Genomic DNA, 17,771 nt, shown 5'->3' with positions numbered 1-17,771 from the left:
GGTAAGGCGAACAAATACCGTTACGGTTACCATGATGTAGTCTGCTGTCTAGCTGTGGCAGCGCTATGGCATGCGTAGCGGTGTGCAATCCATGAGACGCTGTTAATGTGTCAAACGGTGGTAGCTGCGTGGTAACTCCTTGCGGGCTATCAACCGAATTCACACGCAAAAGCGCCCTCTCTAACAAGTTGTACGTACTAGCCTTACGCAACAATCCTCTGGCCAGCGATTAGGGGCGCTGCCTTGATTACTTCCTCAAGTTGTGGACAAGCGAGACTGTCGCACCTACCGCCAGTTTCAGCTGTCGATTGCAACTCGGGCGTTTCCGCAGGTGAAATCTCTGGAGTGACTGTGACATTCTCTTTTTCGAAGTATTTCTCTAAAAATTGCAAAACAAGGAAAAGAAGGGCGAGGGCCGCCTGTGTTCCCAGCAACACCTGATCTGTAATGTAGAATAAATGGTGCGTTTTGCCCAATAGGTAATAAGCCTCTACGAAGTGGCACATGCAGTGTGCAAACTCAAATGCCGCAATTACTAGGAACAGCGAAGAACGCAAGTAAAGGACCCTTCCTGTCCGCGGCTTCTTATTATTGTTAGACTTTATAGTTTCTAACTCTTCTTCGGACAGCAGGCCGTTTCTTACCTTGTCTTCTGCTTCTGTTATCCGCTTAATTCCTTGGCGGCTTGAATACACAACTTCGTACGCCCTTGTAACAGCGGAAAATGCTCCCAATGCTGGAGCGGCAATAGACAGCAACAGCGAAGACATTAAAAGAGAGAACGGAGGCGTGGCTCCTCCTCCTATCTCCATGACAATAGAGCTAACGCTCAAAGCTATCCACAGGAAGCCCGACACTATGGTGCTAATTTCCTTGATCTTTTTTATCTTGTGTTCCTTGACACTGATCTCGTTTTTCGCCCTTTCCTTGGCATAGTCTTTCAGTTGAGTGAATGAGTCCACTATCAGGATAGAGACCAACACACAGTATAGGGCATAGTAGGCCAGGGTTGCCTTGTGTATGGTACTCTGCGATATTTTAAAGTGAATGACAGACAGCGTGAAAAGCGCAGCAGCCATCTCGACAATCACTATGGCATACGAGGTATAGAGAAAAACGTTCTCCCTCCAGCCGGCACAACCGCTTTCTTCCTTTTCTTTGGCTTTCTTCAAGAACATAGGATCTATGGTGACGTGCTCAGTACGCACTTCTTCACTTTTGTCCTCGGCAGCATTTACTGTAAGTTTCCTACCTTCATCGCAATCACTAGTACGTGGCATAGCCCTATCCTCATTGGTTAAGGAGATAATAAATTGCGTCAAAAATTAAGTCAATGAATCATGCCTCTGATATGCGTAAAAATGCCCATGAAACGGGCGCACCTGAATTGTTTTTTAAGTACAGCATTAAGTTGCAATAAAATTGTAATAGTAGTCTACAATCTAACAACAACTCTTGTGCGATTTTAGTGCCGCAAGTTATTGCTGGCAAAGGAACCAAATATATTCTGTAGATTTCTTTGTGTAACTTTGCACGAGTCTTTCACATTTGAAGAAGTATTTAATCTGATTGAGAGTGCTTCACGGATGTGCCCCCTTACGCTCGGTTCTCTGTGGATGGCAGGTGGGTATTTCCATAGGCATGCTCAGCCAATTACGGTATAAAAGCAAAAGCTGTGAGCGGGGTCATTACCCTCGGTTATCGCAACTACGCTACCCGTCTATGAGTATTATGAACTGCAGGTAGGGTGCATTCAGTTGTGGCTGTAAAGGGAGCAAACCTCTGCGCTGACGAGGTAAAAGTTCTGCATATTGTGGTGGTCGTGTGCTAAAGGGTGCTAAAAAGGCGATCAAACACGTTCAACGCTTCATCAATTTCATCTCGGGTGACAACTAGAGGCGGCACCACCCGGATCACACTTCCTGCACCTATTGGGGCCACAAGAACACCCATGTCGATGAGCTTTGCGGTGATTTCATATACGTTACCGTCGACTTCCAGTCCTATGAGCAACCCTAGCCCCCGGACTTCCCTTATAATTTTATGCTTCTTTGAAAGGTTACGCAGCCCTGAAAGCAGGTGATTTCCGTTGTGGGTCACGCTATCGAGAAACCCGGGTTTTTGAATCTCGGAAAGCACAGTTAACGCAGCAACTGCTGCTAGGGGATTGCCTCCGTAGGTTGACCCATGCATACGTGCGGTGACGAACTTTCCTGCCTTGTGTGTTACCAAACACCCTCCTACTGGGAAGCCACCCCCCATTCCTTTTGCTATAGCGCATATGTCTGGTGTTACTCCAAAATGTTCGTAGGCAAAAAATTTCCCCGTCCTGCCAAAACCACACTGTACACAGTCAAAGAACAACAATACATCATGCTGGTCACACAAAGCTCTCAGATCTTCTAAAAGTTCCTTGCCAAGTATGTGTACTCCGCCTTCTGCTTGCACGGGCTCAACAAGGACTGCACCTATGATGCCTTTTTCGATCTCCTCGCGTATTGCATCTATACTAGGACTTACACTCACAAACCAGTCAACATACGGATACAAAAGGGGCGTGAACATAGTGGGTTCACTTGCTGAGCAAGCGGCATAAGTTCTGCCGTGGAACGACCTCCTGAGGGTTAGCATCTTGTACCTTTCGCTGTGGCCGATGCCGTTTTGATAAGATCTGGCTATCTTGAAACCGCACTCAACAGCTTCTGCTCCCGAATTAACGAAGAATGCCATGTCGGCAAAGCTCACGCGCACAAGCTCCTCTGCAAGCCGCTCTGCTTCCGCTATGTTGTACAAGTTGGAAACGTGCCAAAGCTTGCCAACTTGTCGGCGCAATGCCTCCACCATGGCAGGATGACAATGACCAAGAGAGCTCGTTGCCACGCCTGAAGCAAAATCTAAATAACGTTTTCCAGCAGAGTCATACAGACATACACCAGAGCCCCGGGTGAAACTTACATTAAATCTTCTATAAAAGGGAATTATGTAATCACGATTCACACCGTAACTCCGCACAAAACCACCGCCGCGAGGGTACTCCACCGTTCCTAGAGTGTCAACACAAATGTACCGTATTAGTTTGGGTAATCAATAAGCATTGATAGAGGCCTAGGATGCTATTATTTTTATACCGCGAGAGATTGTGGTGTAACTATGATGTGCAAGGTGTTGAGTTATATTTTTCGAAGCGCACTGGTAATATTCATAGGGTGTGTTTGGCTCGTGCATGTGTATGTGACAGAAAAGAGCCTTAATAGGGCGGCATTGGAAATAAACTCTGAGCTGACGCACGTGTACGTTCATTCTATTCTCAAGAAGTACATTCCTCTACTTCGTAAAGTCCCCGCACACGTTGGGTCTAATCCGTACCACATGAACCTCTCCATCAAATTGCGAGCTGAATTTATTCAGGCACTGAGTGGTTTCGAAGGGATTTCTTTAGTGTTGTATAACACTGATGGGATGGTCATGTTTACGGTGACTGAAGACGAGGACAAGGAGCTTGATAATGTTGCGCCACTAGAACCAGAACAGCTGGAAATTCTTAGGAGTGGAGAGCCTATAGTCAAAAGGGTTTCTGATGGTGTTTACTCGCTGACTTCTCCGGTTTTGGCGGAAACAGGAGAGCCTGTGGTCTACGTTCATATCATCAATGATTGCAGTGACTTGGCTAGCTTTTTATCCATGATCAATCTTCTGTACCTCGTTGTTCCAGGACTGCTTGTTGCTTGGGGTATAGGGGTTACTTTCGTAATGTATAGAAAGAACACTAAGCTACTTAATAGTCAATATGATGCAAATTTGGAGCTTCAGGAGAAAAAAGAAAATGCAGAAAAAGAGAGTATCAGCAAGTCACAATTTCTTGCTAACGTTAGCCATGAACTAAGGACACCGCTTAACTCGATAATTGGGTTTTCTGATATCATTCAAGGTGAGGAATTAGGGCCTCTTGGTAATGAGCAGTACAAAGAATACGTAAAAGACATTCATCATGCAGGGGTTCACCTGTTGAGCTTGATCAATGACATCCTGGACTTTTCAAAGGCAGAAGCCAACAAACTCACAATCGATCTTGTGAGGTGTGACCTGAAGAAAATTGTTGAGTCGTGCTTTAACATGATGCTCATTAAGGCGCAGGAGGCCGAGATTAATCTGCAGCATACAATGCCGGAGCAGAGTATTGTTATCAAGGCTGATTCTAGGAGGATGAAGCAAGTACTCTTAAATATGCTTTCTAACTCAATAAAATTTACTCCCAAGAACGGTTTTGTGAAGCTGTCGGTAGAAGTAAAAAAAGAAACGGTAGTTGTAGAGATAGTTGATAGCGGGATAGGAATAGCTCGTGAGGACATGTACAAAGTCATGAGTGTTTTTGGTCAAGCTGATAGCGAGCATTCACGTCATTATGAGGGAACAGGCTTAGGGCTACCACTCAGCCGTAAATTGGTAGAGCTTATGAACGGAACCTTCGACATTAAAAGTGAGCCCAATATTGGCACGGTAATTACATTGACGTTTCCTTGCCTGGTAGAGCGGTCTTCCAGTGATCATACGTTCTAGAGTCTGTAGATAAGTTGATGTATGTGTGGCAGTTTCCATGCTGCTTGTAAGTAGTAATAGTAACCGGTGGTCATGGTGAGTGTAGCTGCACAGGTGGAGTCGAAATTATAGAGATTTCACTATCAGGGGTGAGAAGGTGCTGTTCAGCGCCTTCTTGGCGCGATACACATAGTGGTACGATAAGCGCTAAAAAATGCGTCGGGGCAGAGGCGCTGCTTGATATTCATCAGGGGACATTTTCTTTTCTATCTCAAGTGGAGTGCGCGCCGAATAGGGCGTTCTGGAGTTTAGTTTTACGGATGCTGCCAGTAGATTGAGACACATGTAGACATGTTGTGACTGTGTCCAAGGTCGCATTTTGCGCGCTGTAAGCGCTGGCGGACATGGATAGCACAGTGTTAAATGCGCAATTTGTATTTTGAAGCTTATTGGTAAAGTAAGGAGATTCTCCAGAAGATGACATCTTTCATGTTGGCAAGGTGCCAGGATAAGGTCAACTTGTTGACAGGTAGTCTCACTGTAGCGTCCAAGAACAGTGTTTGCAAAAACATGGTAAGAGTTAAAGCATCATTGTGGGTATTTTCAGCCAGACAGTTCTTGGTTTGGCATAGGGCTGTTAACACACCTTGGTGTTTTCTGTGAAAGTGAGAGCTGGCAACGGTGAACGCCTGTGTGTGGCGGAAGCACATGTGTCAAAATGCGCCGCAAGCGCTTTGGATATGACCCATGTCGGGTTATGGCAAGAAAAAGTGCTTTACATTATCACGCATAGGAGGCCCTTGATAGCCGTCATTAGCAAGTTTTATGTTCGCCTTAAGATGCCTAATGCTCCTGTGTAAGCGACGTAGTACTGGGTAAAGGAAGCTTTTACAAGTGTTGTTGATATGGATGCGAGATGGTAGAGAAAACAAGAGTGCTTTTCTGCGGCCACAGCACACATGTGGTCATGAATTATAGCAGCAACATGTTTATATAGGTTTTTTCTGGTTGTAACCTTAGTTATTGTTCCGTCCATGCCTAGTGTCTTTATTGCAACAATTCACACGGTAGCTTCATAGTGACAGCGCATTGTATAACGCGCAGATCAAATGTAGCAGGCGCTCTGTGGACAGTCTCTATCCTATGACATGGACATGTGCTTCGTATCAAAGGTAAGCACCATCTTGTTCCACAGGCTGTAATCAGCTGCCTGTAGACTCAACAACGGACTACATTTATGAACCGCGCGCAGCGCGCTATCAGCTACAGCCCTGTAAAATGGGTTGTGATCATACAGGTAAGTATCGGCAATGGATGCTGTTGTTACCTTTCCGTGTGGGTCGAGCCCCAAGTTAATTTTTACCACAACATTTTCAGGATTTTGCGTATCATAGGGGATAGTCCAGCATTCTGCGAACCTGTTAGTTATGGTTTCCAGAACATGTTCTGGTATATTCTCGGCAATGCCGGTGGTAGTAGATGTCGATGCAAAGTCTTCCCTGTTGCGAACACGTTGACGAACCGCAGCTGACGTTTGTTTTTCAAAGCTGATGGACTGCAGCATACCCGCAAGATCCCGGTCGCGCCGCTGCGTGTGCTCTCCGAGCGACTTCGCTAGTGACATTTTTGCAGTCACGTTGCTTTTCTTTTGAGGTGGCTGAATCGCCATAAAAGCACTTGACGACACCACCTTTTTCTGAAGGTTAAAAATCTCAGAGGTGGACGATGTGCTACGGTCAGAAGCGACTGATGCGTCTGTAGTGTGCCTTTCCAACCTACTTTCAGAGAGCTGTGGTTGTGTATTTACAACAAAAAAAACACCCAGCACCATATGCACAAGCAGTGACGAAACTATATGAATATTTTCCACCAGCGCACTACGTACGCTAACACCTGCTGATAACATCGGTCACCACACTATCTGTGTTTTCCAGCTATTTCCCGGCACACAAGTCTGAGAAAACCGACCACATACGACAATAACGAGCAGAAGCCCATTCCCTAAAACACGTACAAGGACCCCTCACTTCAGGTTACATCAAACGTCGGAACGCATCTGACTTACCACTCGAAAGCTAGCCGCTCCAATACATAGTACTGTTTTTCAAAGCGGTCAAGATAACAGGGGCGTGTTTGGTATACTACTACGCCACGTTTGTTTGTGATATATTTACAATTTTAAGAGAAAACACACACCAAAAACTCACTATTCTGAGGTGCTGCCAGCAGCCTAACACCTACTAAGGCTCTATTCATTGGCTACAAAAGTTCCAAGTTCGTATACCAAATGTCCAAGCTTGCTGGACATTTTTGACACTCTTGCCGCAAAAATGCTATGGAATATTTTTGCCGGGATTGCCACCATTAGCGCAAGAACTGTCGTGTAAAGAGCCTCAGAAATTCCCGGCAACAGCGCAGCAGCATTCGTAGCCTTGGCTATTGGGCCAATTCCCAGCACTTCCACTATCTTCCATATTGAGCCAAGGAGGCCTACAAAAGGTGCAGAGGATCCAATCATAGCTAGAAGTTCTAGATTACTCTCCAAGTGCAGTATGGATCTACTAAGTTCGGCATCGACAAACCGGTGAAATCCTTCTTTCTTGTTCTGAAGTAACCTTGCGTTTCTGATCCCATGCTGTAGTATTCTTGGCACGAGACCAGAACTGCACTCTAATACCTCACGGAGACTGGTATTCATGTTGCGCGAGTTAAACGTTACTTCAATGTCCTCAACTTCTCGTTTGTGCTTCCTAAGAACCATGGCCTTCTTGAAAACTACTGCCCAAGAAACCATAGAAAACACAACCAACACAATCATTACTAGCTTAACGACAACGCTGGATTGCACAAACATGTCAAGCAGGGAGAGTCCACCGTGTAGGTATGTTGCTGAATCGGCTACAACTTCCATAAAAAAGCCACTGGACAGTTACAGATCTCTATACTCATAATTTGTTGTGGTCAACAACAAAAACCCTGAGAGTAAGTTAAAAAACGTGCTTAAGGTTAAGTAATGTGTCGAAAAAGTCGCTAACTTTTCGTTCTCAGTGGAATTGATCATCGAGGAAAATTTTGGGCTAGATACGTGCCAAGGTATTTTTGCTGTTATGTTTAGCTACTATGCTTAGGTTACTCTTTTTCTCTCGTGTATGATAGCAATTGTGTTGTGTAATTGAGTGGTAAGATGTGCCTATAGTACTTTTGAATGCACAAATAATAAATAAAATCGCTGCCGGTGAGGTAGTTTACTGTCCAGCGAGTGTGGTTAAAGAGCTGGTCGAGAATTCCATAGATGCTGGGGCGAAAAGCATCAATGTGCAAGTCGACAAAGGGGGACGTAATTTCATTTCCGTCAGCGATGACGGGTGCGGCATACCATGCGAGGAGATGGAGACAGCCTTTATATGCCACGCGACTTCGAAACTTCACGGTTGTGACCTAGAAAACGTAAGGACTATGGGCTTTCGAGGCGAGGGGCTTACCTCAATAGCGGCTGTTGCCAGGGTAAAGATGGTCTCAAAGCATGTGGATGCTGATAAGGCATGGTCAATAACGTTTGAGGGAGGGGAGAAGACCAAGAATTTGTCACCAGGAGTGTTATCTTGTGGTACACATGTTGAAGTTAGGGATCTCTTTTTTGCCACACCAGCCAGGCTCAAGTTTTTACGCACAGAGAAAGCTGAAATCCAAAACATGGTGGACCTGCTTAATCGGTTAGCCATAATCAACTTCTCTATAGCGTTTTCACTAACCATTGTTGATCGTCAGGTCTTTAAATACTCTTCGCAGAAAGCGCTCGTGGATCGGCTGTGTGAGATGAAGGCTTTCGGTGACGGGTTTATGGAGCAGTCGTTGGAAGTAGATTACATGCTTGACTATATTAAAATCCACGGATACATCAGCCTCCCGACATTCAACAGATCAAAGCCGGGGATGACTTATACATTCGTGAATAACCGTCCCATACACAGCCCATTGATCCTAGGCGCAGTCAAGGCTGCTTACAGTGGATTGATTCCCAAGGATAGGCATCCAATAGTGGTGTTGAGCTTGGATGTTCCCCACTCTAGCGTCGATGTAAATGTGCATCCGAGTAAGCAAGAGGTGAGATTCCAGGACAAACGCTTGGTGTACAAAGCCGTGTTTGATGCTTTGAGCAAGGCTCTTTCCAAAAATGTGTATTCCAGGTTTACCCAGAGTGACGGACCTGAAGGGAGGGACCACTTTGCCGTGGATAACTTTGAGAAAACTTACGGACAGTTTTCAGGAACTGACACCGCAGACTTCACAGCTACTTCCGCGCCAATGGAGCTTCGGCCTGACATTTTGCAGCCTAGTGTTAGCTGGCCAGGAACAGAGGGCGGAGGCCAAAGAGTGCATAGCGATTTTTCCTATGCGGGTTCTTTTAAGCCCTCAGAGATTTTCGCCGAAGAACCTTGCGCTCATCACGAGCATGTTACAACGCCGCATCTGCCACTATCAGGTGGCGTGGGTTCATTGAAGGGTGCTTCTGAAAGGACAGGTGAGCAGTGTAGCATGTTGGTCAATGATCACCCCCTAGGTTACCCGGTTTGCCAGCTCTTTGAGCGGTACATAGTCTCTAGGGCGAAGGACTACATTGTTATAGTGGATCAGCATGCAGCACATGAGAGACTTGTATGTGAATACATAAAAAAGGTAACGGAGCAGGAAGGCATTAAGCGGCAGGTGCTGTTAATTCCGGAGTTTGTCGAGCTTGCCAATGAGTATGAAGTGGAGTTGCTCAGCGAATACAGGGGAAAGCTACAAAATTTGGGACTAGTGGTTGAGCCTTTGGGTGACCTTACCGTTATCGTTCGCGAAGTTCCTGCAATTTTTGGTGCCGTGGATGTTAAGGCGCTAATCTCCAAAATAGTAGAGGGAATAGTAGCGGAGGGAGAAGAGTTGTTTATGCAGAAAAGGCTTAGTCATATTTGTGGGACAATAGCCTGCTATGGTTCGATAAGAAGTGGTAGGGTTATGAAATTGGAAGAGATGGAAAGCCTACTCAGGAACATGGAAAGTACGCCGCATTCTGGACAGTGCAATCACGGCCGTCCGACGTATGTTAAATTGAGTCTGTCGGAGATTGATCGCTTGTTTGAAAGGACATAGTACCGAGTATTTTCACTACATACTATTGATAAATTTTGAATGGGTCTGCGTCTATTTATGGTGTTGCGGGCGCTCGCAGTTGATGTATTAATATCATCTCGTTGGTTTGTTATTCACCACTAGTAGCGGTTTCTTGTCCCAAGGATTCAGTGTCAGAATCACTGGATTCAAGACTTGCAGTCTGTTCCGCAGCAGCGATACTTTGCCCCTCCGGTGAGAGAATTTCTGAGTCAGGTGTTTGTTGGTTATAATGAACTGTTGCCACATAACCTGTATTGTCGCAGTGATTTGAGTAGCAGATGTGTGTGGGCCCCTCTGGTCCCGCGGTAATTTGGCTTTTCGCAGATGAGTTACTTGCCGTAACGTGGTCAGAGTTAGTAGTGAGACTGTCACCACAGACTCTGCTGCATGGGCTACGTTCTGCATTGTTTCGGATATGAGTTGCTCTGGTGCAGAAGCATCCTGTGCTGCTAAGTGTGAAATGGCTAAGTGGAGATTCCTAGCTATTGGCTAAACGGAAGGCATCCGTTTAGCCAATAGCTTGCCACGTGGCTTTAGGCGTGTTTTTTGGTAAGAGCTACTCTATTTCCAGGTAGTCTTTCTAACTTGCCGGCAAGTTCCAGTTCAAGCATTGATGCCAACAGGATGTTTATGCTAATTCTGGACAAGGCTACCAGGTCGTCAACATTAGTCGGAGTTGTACTTAAGTGTCTAAGTATAAACTCTTGGACATTAGCGGGTGGAGTGTCCTTATGGTGAACTTCTGTTTGTTCTTTTGCAGATACTCTTGACTTTCCATTTTGTGGAGAGAAGATACCAAATGCGTTTAGAATATCATCAGCATTTTCCACAAGAGTGGCACCTTGTTTTATTAGGTCATTGCTACCGGAGTATCCTTCATCAAGTGGTGACCCGGGAACGGCAAACACCTCCCTGCCATGGGATATAGCAAGGTTAGCAGTAATTAAAGACCCTGACTTCCTTGAAGCTTCCACCACGACTACTCCCATCGATAACCCCGATATTAGCCTATTGCGCTGGGGAAAAAGGTGCGATTTCGGCAGCGAAGAAAAGGGGAGCTCTGATACGAGCAGTCCGCCTTCACCCACGATAGTCTTATATAGCTTGGCATTCTCTCTTGGATATATGACGTTTATCCCGTTCGCGACAACGGCTATTGTGGGCATTTTTTTGTAAGCTATACTGTGCACGGCGCTATCTACCCCTCTGGCTAAGCCTGATACGGTAACAAATCCCGCCCTAGTCAACGCCAGCGATAGTTCAAATGCCATACGCTGTCCGTTAGTGGAAGCCCCTCTACTGCCGACAATTGCCAATATGTGAGGGTGTGACAGAAGCTCTTTGTTACCCAAAACCGTAATTACTGGTGGGGGATCAAATATGTGTGCCAACATCTTGGGATATTGCGGGTCAAAGATACTTATAACGCTAGCACCTATTCTCTCACACAGATCCAATTCCTTCTCTGCGTCATACTGCGAACATACCGCCTTGATATCTCTACACTCCCCTGCAGCGAGTGCTTCCAAAGCGCTTGTTGGCGTCTTGAATAATTCCATCAATTTTCGGAACATAACGGGGCCGACTTTCGGGGTTCTAGCCAGCCTGAGACAGGATATCAGCTCATCAGCCTTTTTTGTGTCGCAAGTATTCATGTGAGCTTACAGAGTAGTTAATTTCTAAAACTTACAGTCAACACAAAACGGAATCAAGCGTGTTTGTGTAAGACAGTATACACGTGATAGTACTTAGATTCAGAGAAGTTTTTTATTTTAAGTGTGTAACTTCGTCATTAATTTGGATGTGCTCTATGTGCCTAGTCTATTAGCTTGAGCTTCATGTTTACAGTCGCACGGCGCCAGGTGTGGCGGCATGTCAGCTGGGAATGCTTCCATGTTAAACCAGAGCAGAGCGTTTGCGGATATTTTGTGGCTAAAGTAGCAAGTAAGCCGCAATGCAGAAAACGACGTCCAGAGTTGCAGCATTGCGACACCCTTTACCTGCTCCGCGCGTTTGATGTGAAAGTAATCACAGTTGGCAATGTTGTGCGGTGAACTAGTTTCAGATGTTGTGCTGAAACAACCTTCAACAGCGTCCCAATAGCCCTGCATGCCGAACGAGCTAGCTAAACCTCAACGCAATTCAAAAAGGGAACCAAAACTAAAACTGCCGCTAACGACAAACCAATGCCTACATGTTGAAACGCATCTGACACATCACCGACCGCCTTCGCCAACACAAACAGCCTACTTTGCCTGACGAGAGCGGCTTATACAACACCTACACTGCAGCAAAAATGAGCGATGCATTTACCCCACCGAACCCGAACGAGTTTGACAAAACATGCGAAATTTTCCTCTCCTGCGCAACATGTGGAACTAAGTTGACGCCACTGTCTTCAGTGGAGCTGTGCAGATTTAGAGTAGGAGGGATGACTCCGCTATTCATGGACAGCACAGAAAAAACAGCCTCAACGCTTCCAGCAGCTCCAAGTAAATGCCCAATCGATGACTTTGTTGATGACATTGCCAACTTATACGCGTGATCTCCAAACACGCTCTTTACAGCCGTAACCTCCACACTGTCACCCACAGGAGTTGAGGTACCGTGAGCATTTATATAGTCTATGGATGTGGGGGAAAGCCCAGCACACTTGAGGGCCTGCCTCATCGCGTTAGCGCCTCCGGTTCCCTCAGGATGAGGAGCAGTCACGTGATGTGCGTCCGAGGTTATTCCATAGCCCACTAACTCCGCGTATATTTTGGCACCACGTCTCTTGGCATGCTCATAACTTTCTAGCACCATCATCCCGGCCCCTTCGCCCATTACGAAACCATCCCTTCCTTCATCCCAAGGTCGCGACGCCGAACTGGGGGAATCATTATATTTCGTGGACAGTGCTTTGATGACGCTGAAGCCAGCGATAGCCGAACGGCAAATCGCCCCCTCAGAACCACCAGCGATAACCACATCACAAGTGCCGCAGGATATAGCCCGTGCAGCATCCGCCAATGCCATGGCGCCTGACGCACACGCGCCCACTACGGTACTGCAATAACCCTCGAAGCCGTGCCGTATGGATATATGTCCCTGCAGTAGGTTGATGAGACTTCCAGGTATGAAAAATGCGCTCACCCTTTTAGGTCCACGCGCATTCAAGGCTGTGATATTTTTTTCGATAAACGGAAGACCACCTATTCCAGATCCTATAGCAACCCCGACTCTTCCAGGGTCAAGAGTACAATCCATTACACCTGAATCCTTAACAGCAAGATCTGCCGCCGCTATGCCGAATAGGATGAAGTAATCAACCTTCTTCACTTCTCGATCGTCTATCCAGAGGGTGGGGTCGAACACATAGTTTTCTGACTCGCCGCTCATGCGAATTTGCCCACCTATTTTGCAGTCCAAGTCTTCCACATCGAACCTGCTTATAGTATCTATGCCTGATTTGCCACTTACCAAACAATCCCAAACGGCAGAGGTATCGACACCAAATGACGTCACCAAGCCAACACCGGTAACCACCACTCTTCTTGTTTCACTCATACCCACATACCCCAAACGATACCAAAACCGCCGCTATTAAGGCACCCAAGCCACGGCACAAAATGACGAAACCTCGCAGTCTGGTTTCAGCACCACACTATGAATTTCAATGTTCACATCAGCGACAACAGGAGCGCTAAGCAGCGCCAGACTTGCCCTCAATATACTTGCAAATGTCGTCGATGGTTTCGAGCTTTTGCGCCTCCTCGTCGGAAATCTCTATGGAAAACCTTTCCTCGAGTGACATAATCAAATCCACGAAGTCCAAGCTATCGAGATTAAAGTCCTTTGCCAAATTTGTCGTTCCAGAGAGCGACTGTTTTTGTTCATCCTTCAGCTTAAGACAATCTACCACTGCCTCCAGCACTGTAGCTCTCACATCCTCCGACACATTAGCGCTGGACGAACCCCCGTTGGGACTCAAGCCATTAGCACCCATACGAGCTTCATCACCTTCCATTCCTTACCCATAACTAAAAAAAGAAACCCACTCACCGCACTGGAAACCGTGCAGCATTAGAATATACCTATAAAAATCAGGAAATCAAACATAGAATTGACTCCCTGGTGCGATACTAAACCTACTGAATGCTGTGCGTTTTAACGTTGCCAAAGTCAACGTTGCTTAATTAAGTCTTTGATGCTGTCGGGTCGCGGAGATATTTTTATACACAACTTTATGCAAGACGTCTGCCATAAATAAACCTGGCAGTGGCTCGAGACTTCATTTACTGTGATTGCTTACAGAGCAAGTGATAAGTAAATCCGCGAACTTTATAACCCGTCACGGGCAGGGACATTATTTCAAGGTGCGGTAACAAGCTTACCGTACATTTAACTAAATTAGTGCAGAATTAAACGGTTTCCTAACGAAAATATGATACGCGTTACTGCCTTTAGTAGTGGCGCTACAAAGGCGGTAGCGCCACTCTTTTTGATTTTTCATAAATGAGTTTTGAAAGAAAATATTATAAGAAATTAATTATTACTCCTGTATTACTTAGGACTTGTCTTAAAATCCTTAATATACATCTCATGCTTGTGTCAGGCTAAGTTTTCAGAAAAATATAGCTACCTTCAAGTATCACGGGTTAGCAACATGACACAGCCGTGTGTGAATTCTGGTACTTTCCAGGAATATCTTAAGATTTTAATCAAAAGACTGAATGCCGCGTCAAAGTTTGGTGGCATAGTCAACGAAATCACACGTGCGCTAAAGGAGCACCCGGGTATTGCTGGGGAGCGTTTTCTCGTACTACACAATAAAACCCAGCGCAGGGTGGTATTTAGTGACACATTGGACGCTCTGAGAGATTTGGATTGGAAAAAAAGTGATCTAATAGTCGCACATGACTGCAGTGTAATGCACATCCCATTTATAGTCGGTAGTGTTGTGTATGTGGATGAGGTATGTGAGCTATGTGAGTTTATTGTGCGTAAAGGGGGAGATGTAAACGCTAAGGCATGCCAGATTATCCCAACAATGGGTGACTTAAGCCCTGTAAATGAGCACAAGGAAAAATCCCCAATTTTTTATGCAATTGAAAAAAAATCTGCTCCCATGGTTTCTAAGCTTATTGAACTTTCAGCTGATTTTGAGCATGGCATGTTGGACACCTTCAGTCAAAGTGACACGGTGACCCCTGTAATGTATGCGATTTCAGAGACCATCAAGTCCTACGAGCGAGAAGACGGCTCATACGAGGTTATAGATCTCCTGCTATCAAGGGTGCAGGTCGAAAATGTTATTGCTCAGATGCGTGATAACAAGGCGCTGTCAGATATAGTGCTGAATTTTGTTGCGATGGTTGGCCTCGATCTTGACGTTTTTCCCGGCATGCCCATGGAAGCCGTTAAGGGTGACCACGTCAACATAATAGAGCTGTTCCTGAAAAGTAGCAGGATTTTTGCAGAGCAATTGGCTGCCATAAAGCTCTCAAATAAGTACAAAAATATGCTCTACAGCAGAGTTTCAGGCCGGCGGGGCACTTCAGCTAAAGCGGTGCCCATGTCTAGTTTGCCGCTATCTGCGGGTTTTCACCGATATGTGGAGTCTCTCCCCGATTTATCTAATTCCTCATTTGTTGGCAGGCACATAATCTTTTCGACTGACATAGGTGATTACGCTACGCAAATTTTAACTTTAGCCGCTTACTATGGCCATATAGAAGTTGTAAGGTGGTTGCTGAAAAATGAAGTAATAGATGTGAATAGAGCCAATGGTTATGGGTACACTCCCATGCATTTTGCTGCGTCTATGAACCACGTTGATGTGGTTAAACTTCTACTCGAGGCGAAAGCCTCAACCGCTTCGCGTAATATGCCATATACCACATCTGCTCATATAGCTGCTATCAACGGAGCCAAAGACGTTCTGATGTATCTACACGAAGTGTGTCCGGAGACTTTGTGCGAGGTAGACGCATCAGGGCAAAACATTCTTCATTATGCTGCTAGCTGTCCAGATGACAAGGTTGAGGTTGTAAAATTCATTGTTGAGAATGTAAAGGAACTGTCTCCCGATAGCAGGGCTGATTCAAAGTTAGGTGCGGAAGTACTGATGACTAGGGCCTGTGAGGAACACCAAACACGCAAAGGTTGCGAGATCACAGCTGCAGAAAAGGCACAGATAGTAGAGCACATCAAGTCACGTGGTTCTGAGGTGGATGGTAGTAGCCCACTTTATATTGCTGTGGAATCCCAAAATGTAAGGATCGCGCAGTATCTTATTGAACACGCAAACTGTGACCCAGAGAAAACAGGCCCTGGAGGAGAATGCACCGCCTTAAATCTATGCACCAATGGGGGCACTTTGCTACACATGGCGGTTAGAACCAAGAATTTGGATTTCGTGCGCAAGCTGCTCACGTATAAATCTCTGGATTTTGATATAAAGTTTCGCGGAAAAACGGCTATGGATCTTGCCATAGTCAACAGAGATCGGGCGATAATTAACTTGCTTTTGCAGGATTTGCGGCAGTGTCTGACGACTACTGTTGGCTATAGGCGTGTGCCATATTCAAAGATTTTATCCTTTCGTGGTTTGCTTGATTATCAAGGTAAGAAAATTTTGGTGCAACGAGTCAAAGGCAATAGGAGCAAACATAATTCCGTAATTACAGCAAGTACTCTCTTTATTTGTTCATCGGTTCTTGCTGTGTCTTTGGCGTTGGGCAGTAACGCAATTTTGAAGCTGTGTGGCATCGGTTATACGATATCTTGGGAGAAAAGGGTATTGTTGGTCGTATTACTAATGGTCCCTATGGTAGCGGCTTATGTCATATTCAGTAGTGTTAGTCTCATAAAGGAGAAAGAGCTACGGTCTAAGGAGAAATTTCACCTAGCTACTGCGACTCCGAGGCCTGTCGGTACCAGAAGATATGATTCTTATAGTTCGACTTCGGACTCCGTTTTGAGTGGCGCCTCTGGCTCGGGGGGTTTTAAAGGCCTGGATGGTGCAGAGGAATATCTTGCTGATGATAGCGACCCGGCGCCGTGCGTTGTTAGCAGGCGCAAGCGTTTTAATAAGCGCTACGATATCGGTCAAAAGGGTGCAGCAGGTGGTACGGAGCTGCTTTCTGCAAATCGTGACCTTGTACAATATCAGTTTTCATCTAACGATATGCCTCTGCCGAGCAGTGAGTTACAAAGTTGCCAGGGGTTCTCCTGCCGCAGCGTGTCGAGTGTTTCAATGCATTCCTAGCCGGCAGGAAAGGCCATACGCTGTATGCGCTAAGGTTGTTTTAGGGCGTTGGGGCGTTTTGTTTCTTGAGTCGTTTCCAAGTCAATGATAGAGCGTTAGGGAAACCCTCTGCAATGACCCTTATGGGCAATTTCTCAATAGTTTAATCATCCATGAATTCTATGAAGTATTATCGACAGTTTTCACTTCCTGTTTTTCTTGCACAACACGCTGTCACCAGGGTTTGTCGTTGTGCTATACGGGGCGGATCACTTTTTATTTTTCCAAGTGTATGTATTTTCTTGGGAGTCAAAATGGGATTTATCGCCATGACGCCCCTTAAGTTTGGGATACTACGTACGGTATTTGGTGAGATGCTCTCAGAAAAAACGCTATTGTACGCAACAAATTTCATCGTTGTTGTTTCGTACTGTCTTACTTCAGTTACAGACTGTCTCTAGTCTATAGATAAGAACGCACACAATGCATAGTTCCTATCTACAGGCTTCTGACAGGCATATTATAATCTTGCATGTGCAGCGGTGTTTGGTTCAGTTATTAGTTTTTAGCATTTTTAACTGCAAATTCCGGTGAATATTTGTCGTTCATTTCGTCATGGAGATGCGCTACAGGTGACATCAGTGCAGGGCGGAGTTGGGTTTGTTGGCGCACTGGTCAGGTTTTGTGTTGCACAGCAGCAAAGGGGGCTGCCAGTATGAGAGTTTCTTCTATACTGCTTGATAAGGATCACTTAAATGAAACCTGGCTTCGATGTCAAAACTTTAGGAAAAAGCACATACGTTATTACGGCGCAATGGCAATCATTTGAATCGGGGAGTATTCCTCCTAT

General features: G+C 45.6%; 12 protein-coding genes. 4 read left to right on the top strand and 8 right to left on the bottom strand.

What is annotated here, in order from left to right; genetic code table 11:
- Nucleotides 1-203: 203 nt before the first annotated feature.
- Nucleotides 204-1,280, bottom strand: coding sequence for a hypothetical protein (locus ANPL_RS03425; protein ID WP_169193357.1), 1,077 nt, complete (start codon nt 1,278-1,280; stop codon nt 204-206).
- 547 nt (nt 1,281-1,827) lie between these two features.
- Nucleotides 1,828-3,012, bottom strand: coding sequence for an aspartate aminotransferase family protein (locus ANPL_RS03420; RefSeq protein ID WP_236822799.1), 1,185 nt, complete (start codon nt 3,010-3,012; stop codon nt 1,828-1,830).
- 138 nt (nt 3,013-3,150) lie between these two features.
- On the opposite strand from ANPL_RS03420, the gene ANPL_RS03415 reads away from it, so the two are divergent.
- Nucleotides 3,151-4,557, top strand: a complete 1,407-nt coding sequence (locus tag ANPL_RS03415; RefSeq protein WP_169193356.1) for a sensor histidine kinase — start codon at nt 3,151-3,153, stop codon at nt 4,555-4,557.
- Between the two features lie 1,120 nt (nt 4,558-5,677).
- Here the strand turns inward: ANPL_RS03415 and ANPL_RS03410 are convergent.
- Complete coding sequence (locus ANPL_RS03410; RefSeq protein WP_169193355.1) at nt 5,678-6,442, bottom strand: hypothetical protein; 765 nt, start codon at nt 6,440-6,442, stop codon at nt 5,678-5,680.
- A gap of 342 nt (nt 6,443-6,784) precedes the next feature.
- Nucleotides 6,785-7,447: a MotA/TolQ/ExbB proton channel family protein gene (locus ANPL_RS03405; protein WP_169193354.1), complete on the bottom strand. Its 663-nt coding sequence runs from the start codon at nt 7,445-7,447 to the stop codon at nt 6,785-6,787.
- Nucleotides 7,448-7,722: 275 nt separating this feature from the next.
- On the opposite strand from ANPL_RS03405, the gene mutL reads away from it, so the two are divergent.
- The gene (mutL, locus tag ANPL_RS03400; protein ID WP_169193353.1) at nt 7,723-9,669 is read left to right on the top strand and encodes a DNA mismatch repair endonuclease MutL; all 1,947 of its coding nucleotides are present in this window, start codon (nt 7,723-7,725) and stop codon (nt 9,667-9,669) included.
- 109 nt (nt 9,670-9,778) lie between these two features.
- Here mutL and ANPL_RS03395 read toward each other — a convergent pair whose 3' ends face one another.
- The 4 genes from ANPL_RS03395 to ANPL_RS03380 form a co-directional block, all read right to left on the bottom strand.
- Nucleotides 9,779-9,934: a hypothetical protein gene (locus tag ANPL_RS03395; protein WP_169193352.1), complete on the bottom strand. Its 156-nt coding sequence runs from the start codon at nt 9,932-9,934 to the stop codon at nt 9,779-9,781.
- A gap of 289 nt (nt 9,935-10,223) precedes the next feature.
- Nucleotides 10,224-11,345 (bottom strand): DNA-processing protein DprA, encoded by a 1,122-nt coding sequence (dprA, locus tag ANPL_RS03390; RefSeq protein ID WP_236822798.1) that lies wholly within the window; start codon nt 11,343-11,345, stop codon nt 10,224-10,226.
- A 625-nt stretch (nt 11,346-11,970) separates the two neighbouring features.
- Complete coding sequence (gene fabF, locus ANPL_RS03385; protein ID WP_169193351.1) at nt 11,971-13,239, bottom strand: beta-ketoacyl-ACP synthase II; 1,269 nt, start codon at nt 13,237-13,239, stop codon at nt 11,971-11,973.
- A 136-nt stretch (nt 13,240-13,375) separates the two neighbouring features.
- Nucleotides 13,376-13,678 (bottom strand): phosphopantetheine-binding protein, encoded by a 303-nt coding sequence (locus tag ANPL_RS03380; RefSeq protein WP_169193649.1) that lies wholly within the window; start codon nt 13,676-13,678, stop codon nt 13,376-13,378.
- A gap of 660 nt (nt 13,679-14,338) precedes the next feature.
- Here ANPL_RS03380 and ANPL_RS03375 point away from each other — a divergent pair.
- Both ANPL_RS03375 and ANPL_RS03370 read left to right on the top strand, forming a co-directional pair.
- A complete protein-coding gene (locus ANPL_RS03375) occupies nt 14,339-16,942 on the top strand; it encodes an ankyrin repeat domain-containing protein (protein ID WP_236822796.1) in 2,604 nt (867 codons plus the stop codon).
- Between the two features lie 293 nt (nt 16,943-17,235).
- The gene (locus ANPL_RS03370; protein ID WP_169193349.1) at nt 17,236-17,382 is read left to right on the top strand and encodes a hypothetical protein; all 147 of its coding nucleotides are present in this window, start codon (nt 17,236-17,238) and stop codon (nt 17,380-17,382) included.
- Nucleotides 17,383-17,771: the final 389 nt, after the last annotated feature.

It is taken from the genome of Anaplasma platys (assembly GCF_012790675.1).
GTDB classification, from domain to species: domain Bacteria; phylum Pseudomonadota; class Alphaproteobacteria; order Rickettsiales; family Anaplasmataceae; genus Anaplasma; species Anaplasma platys.
Note: the sequence above shows the minus strand (reverse complement) of the source record. Positions and strands in the feature narration are given on the sequence as shown.

Excerpts from the sequence above, each read along its gene's own strand:
- ANPL_RS03425 (WP_169193357.1), bottom strand. The coding sequence starts at position 1,280 with ATGCCACGTACTAGTGATTGCGATGAAGGTAGGAAACTTACAGTAAAT.
- ANPL_RS03415 (WP_169193356.1), top strand. The coding sequence starts at position 3,151 with ATGATGTGCAAGGTGTTGAGTTATATTTTTCGAAGCGCACTGGTAATA.
- ANPL_RS03410 (WP_169193355.1), bottom strand. The coding sequence starts at position 6,442 with ATGTTATCAGCAGGTGTTAGCGTACGTAGTGCGCTGGTGGAAAATATT.
- ANPL_RS03405 (WP_169193354.1), bottom strand. The coding sequence starts at position 7,447 with ATGGAAGTTGTAGCCGATTCAGCAACATACCTACACGGTGGACTCTCC.
- dprA (WP_236822798.1), bottom strand. The coding sequence starts at position 11,345 with ATGAATACTTGCGACACAAAAAAGGCTGATGAGCTGATATCCTGTCTC.
- fabF (WP_169193351.1), bottom strand. The coding sequence starts at position 13,239 with ATGAGTGAAACAAGAAGAGTGGTGGTTACCGGTGTTGGCTTGGTGACG.
- ANPL_RS03380 (WP_169193649.1), bottom strand. The coding sequence starts at position 13,678 with ATGGGTGCTAATGGCTTGAGTCCCAACGGGGGTTCGTCCAGCGCTAAT.
- ANPL_RS03375 (WP_236822796.1), top strand. The coding sequence starts at position 14,339 with ATGACACAGCCGTGTGTGAATTCTGGTACTTTCCAGGAATATCTTAAG.
- ANPL_RS03370 (WP_169193349.1), top strand. The coding sequence starts at position 17,236 with ATGGGATTTATCGCCATGACGCCCCTTAAGTTTGGGATACTACGTACG.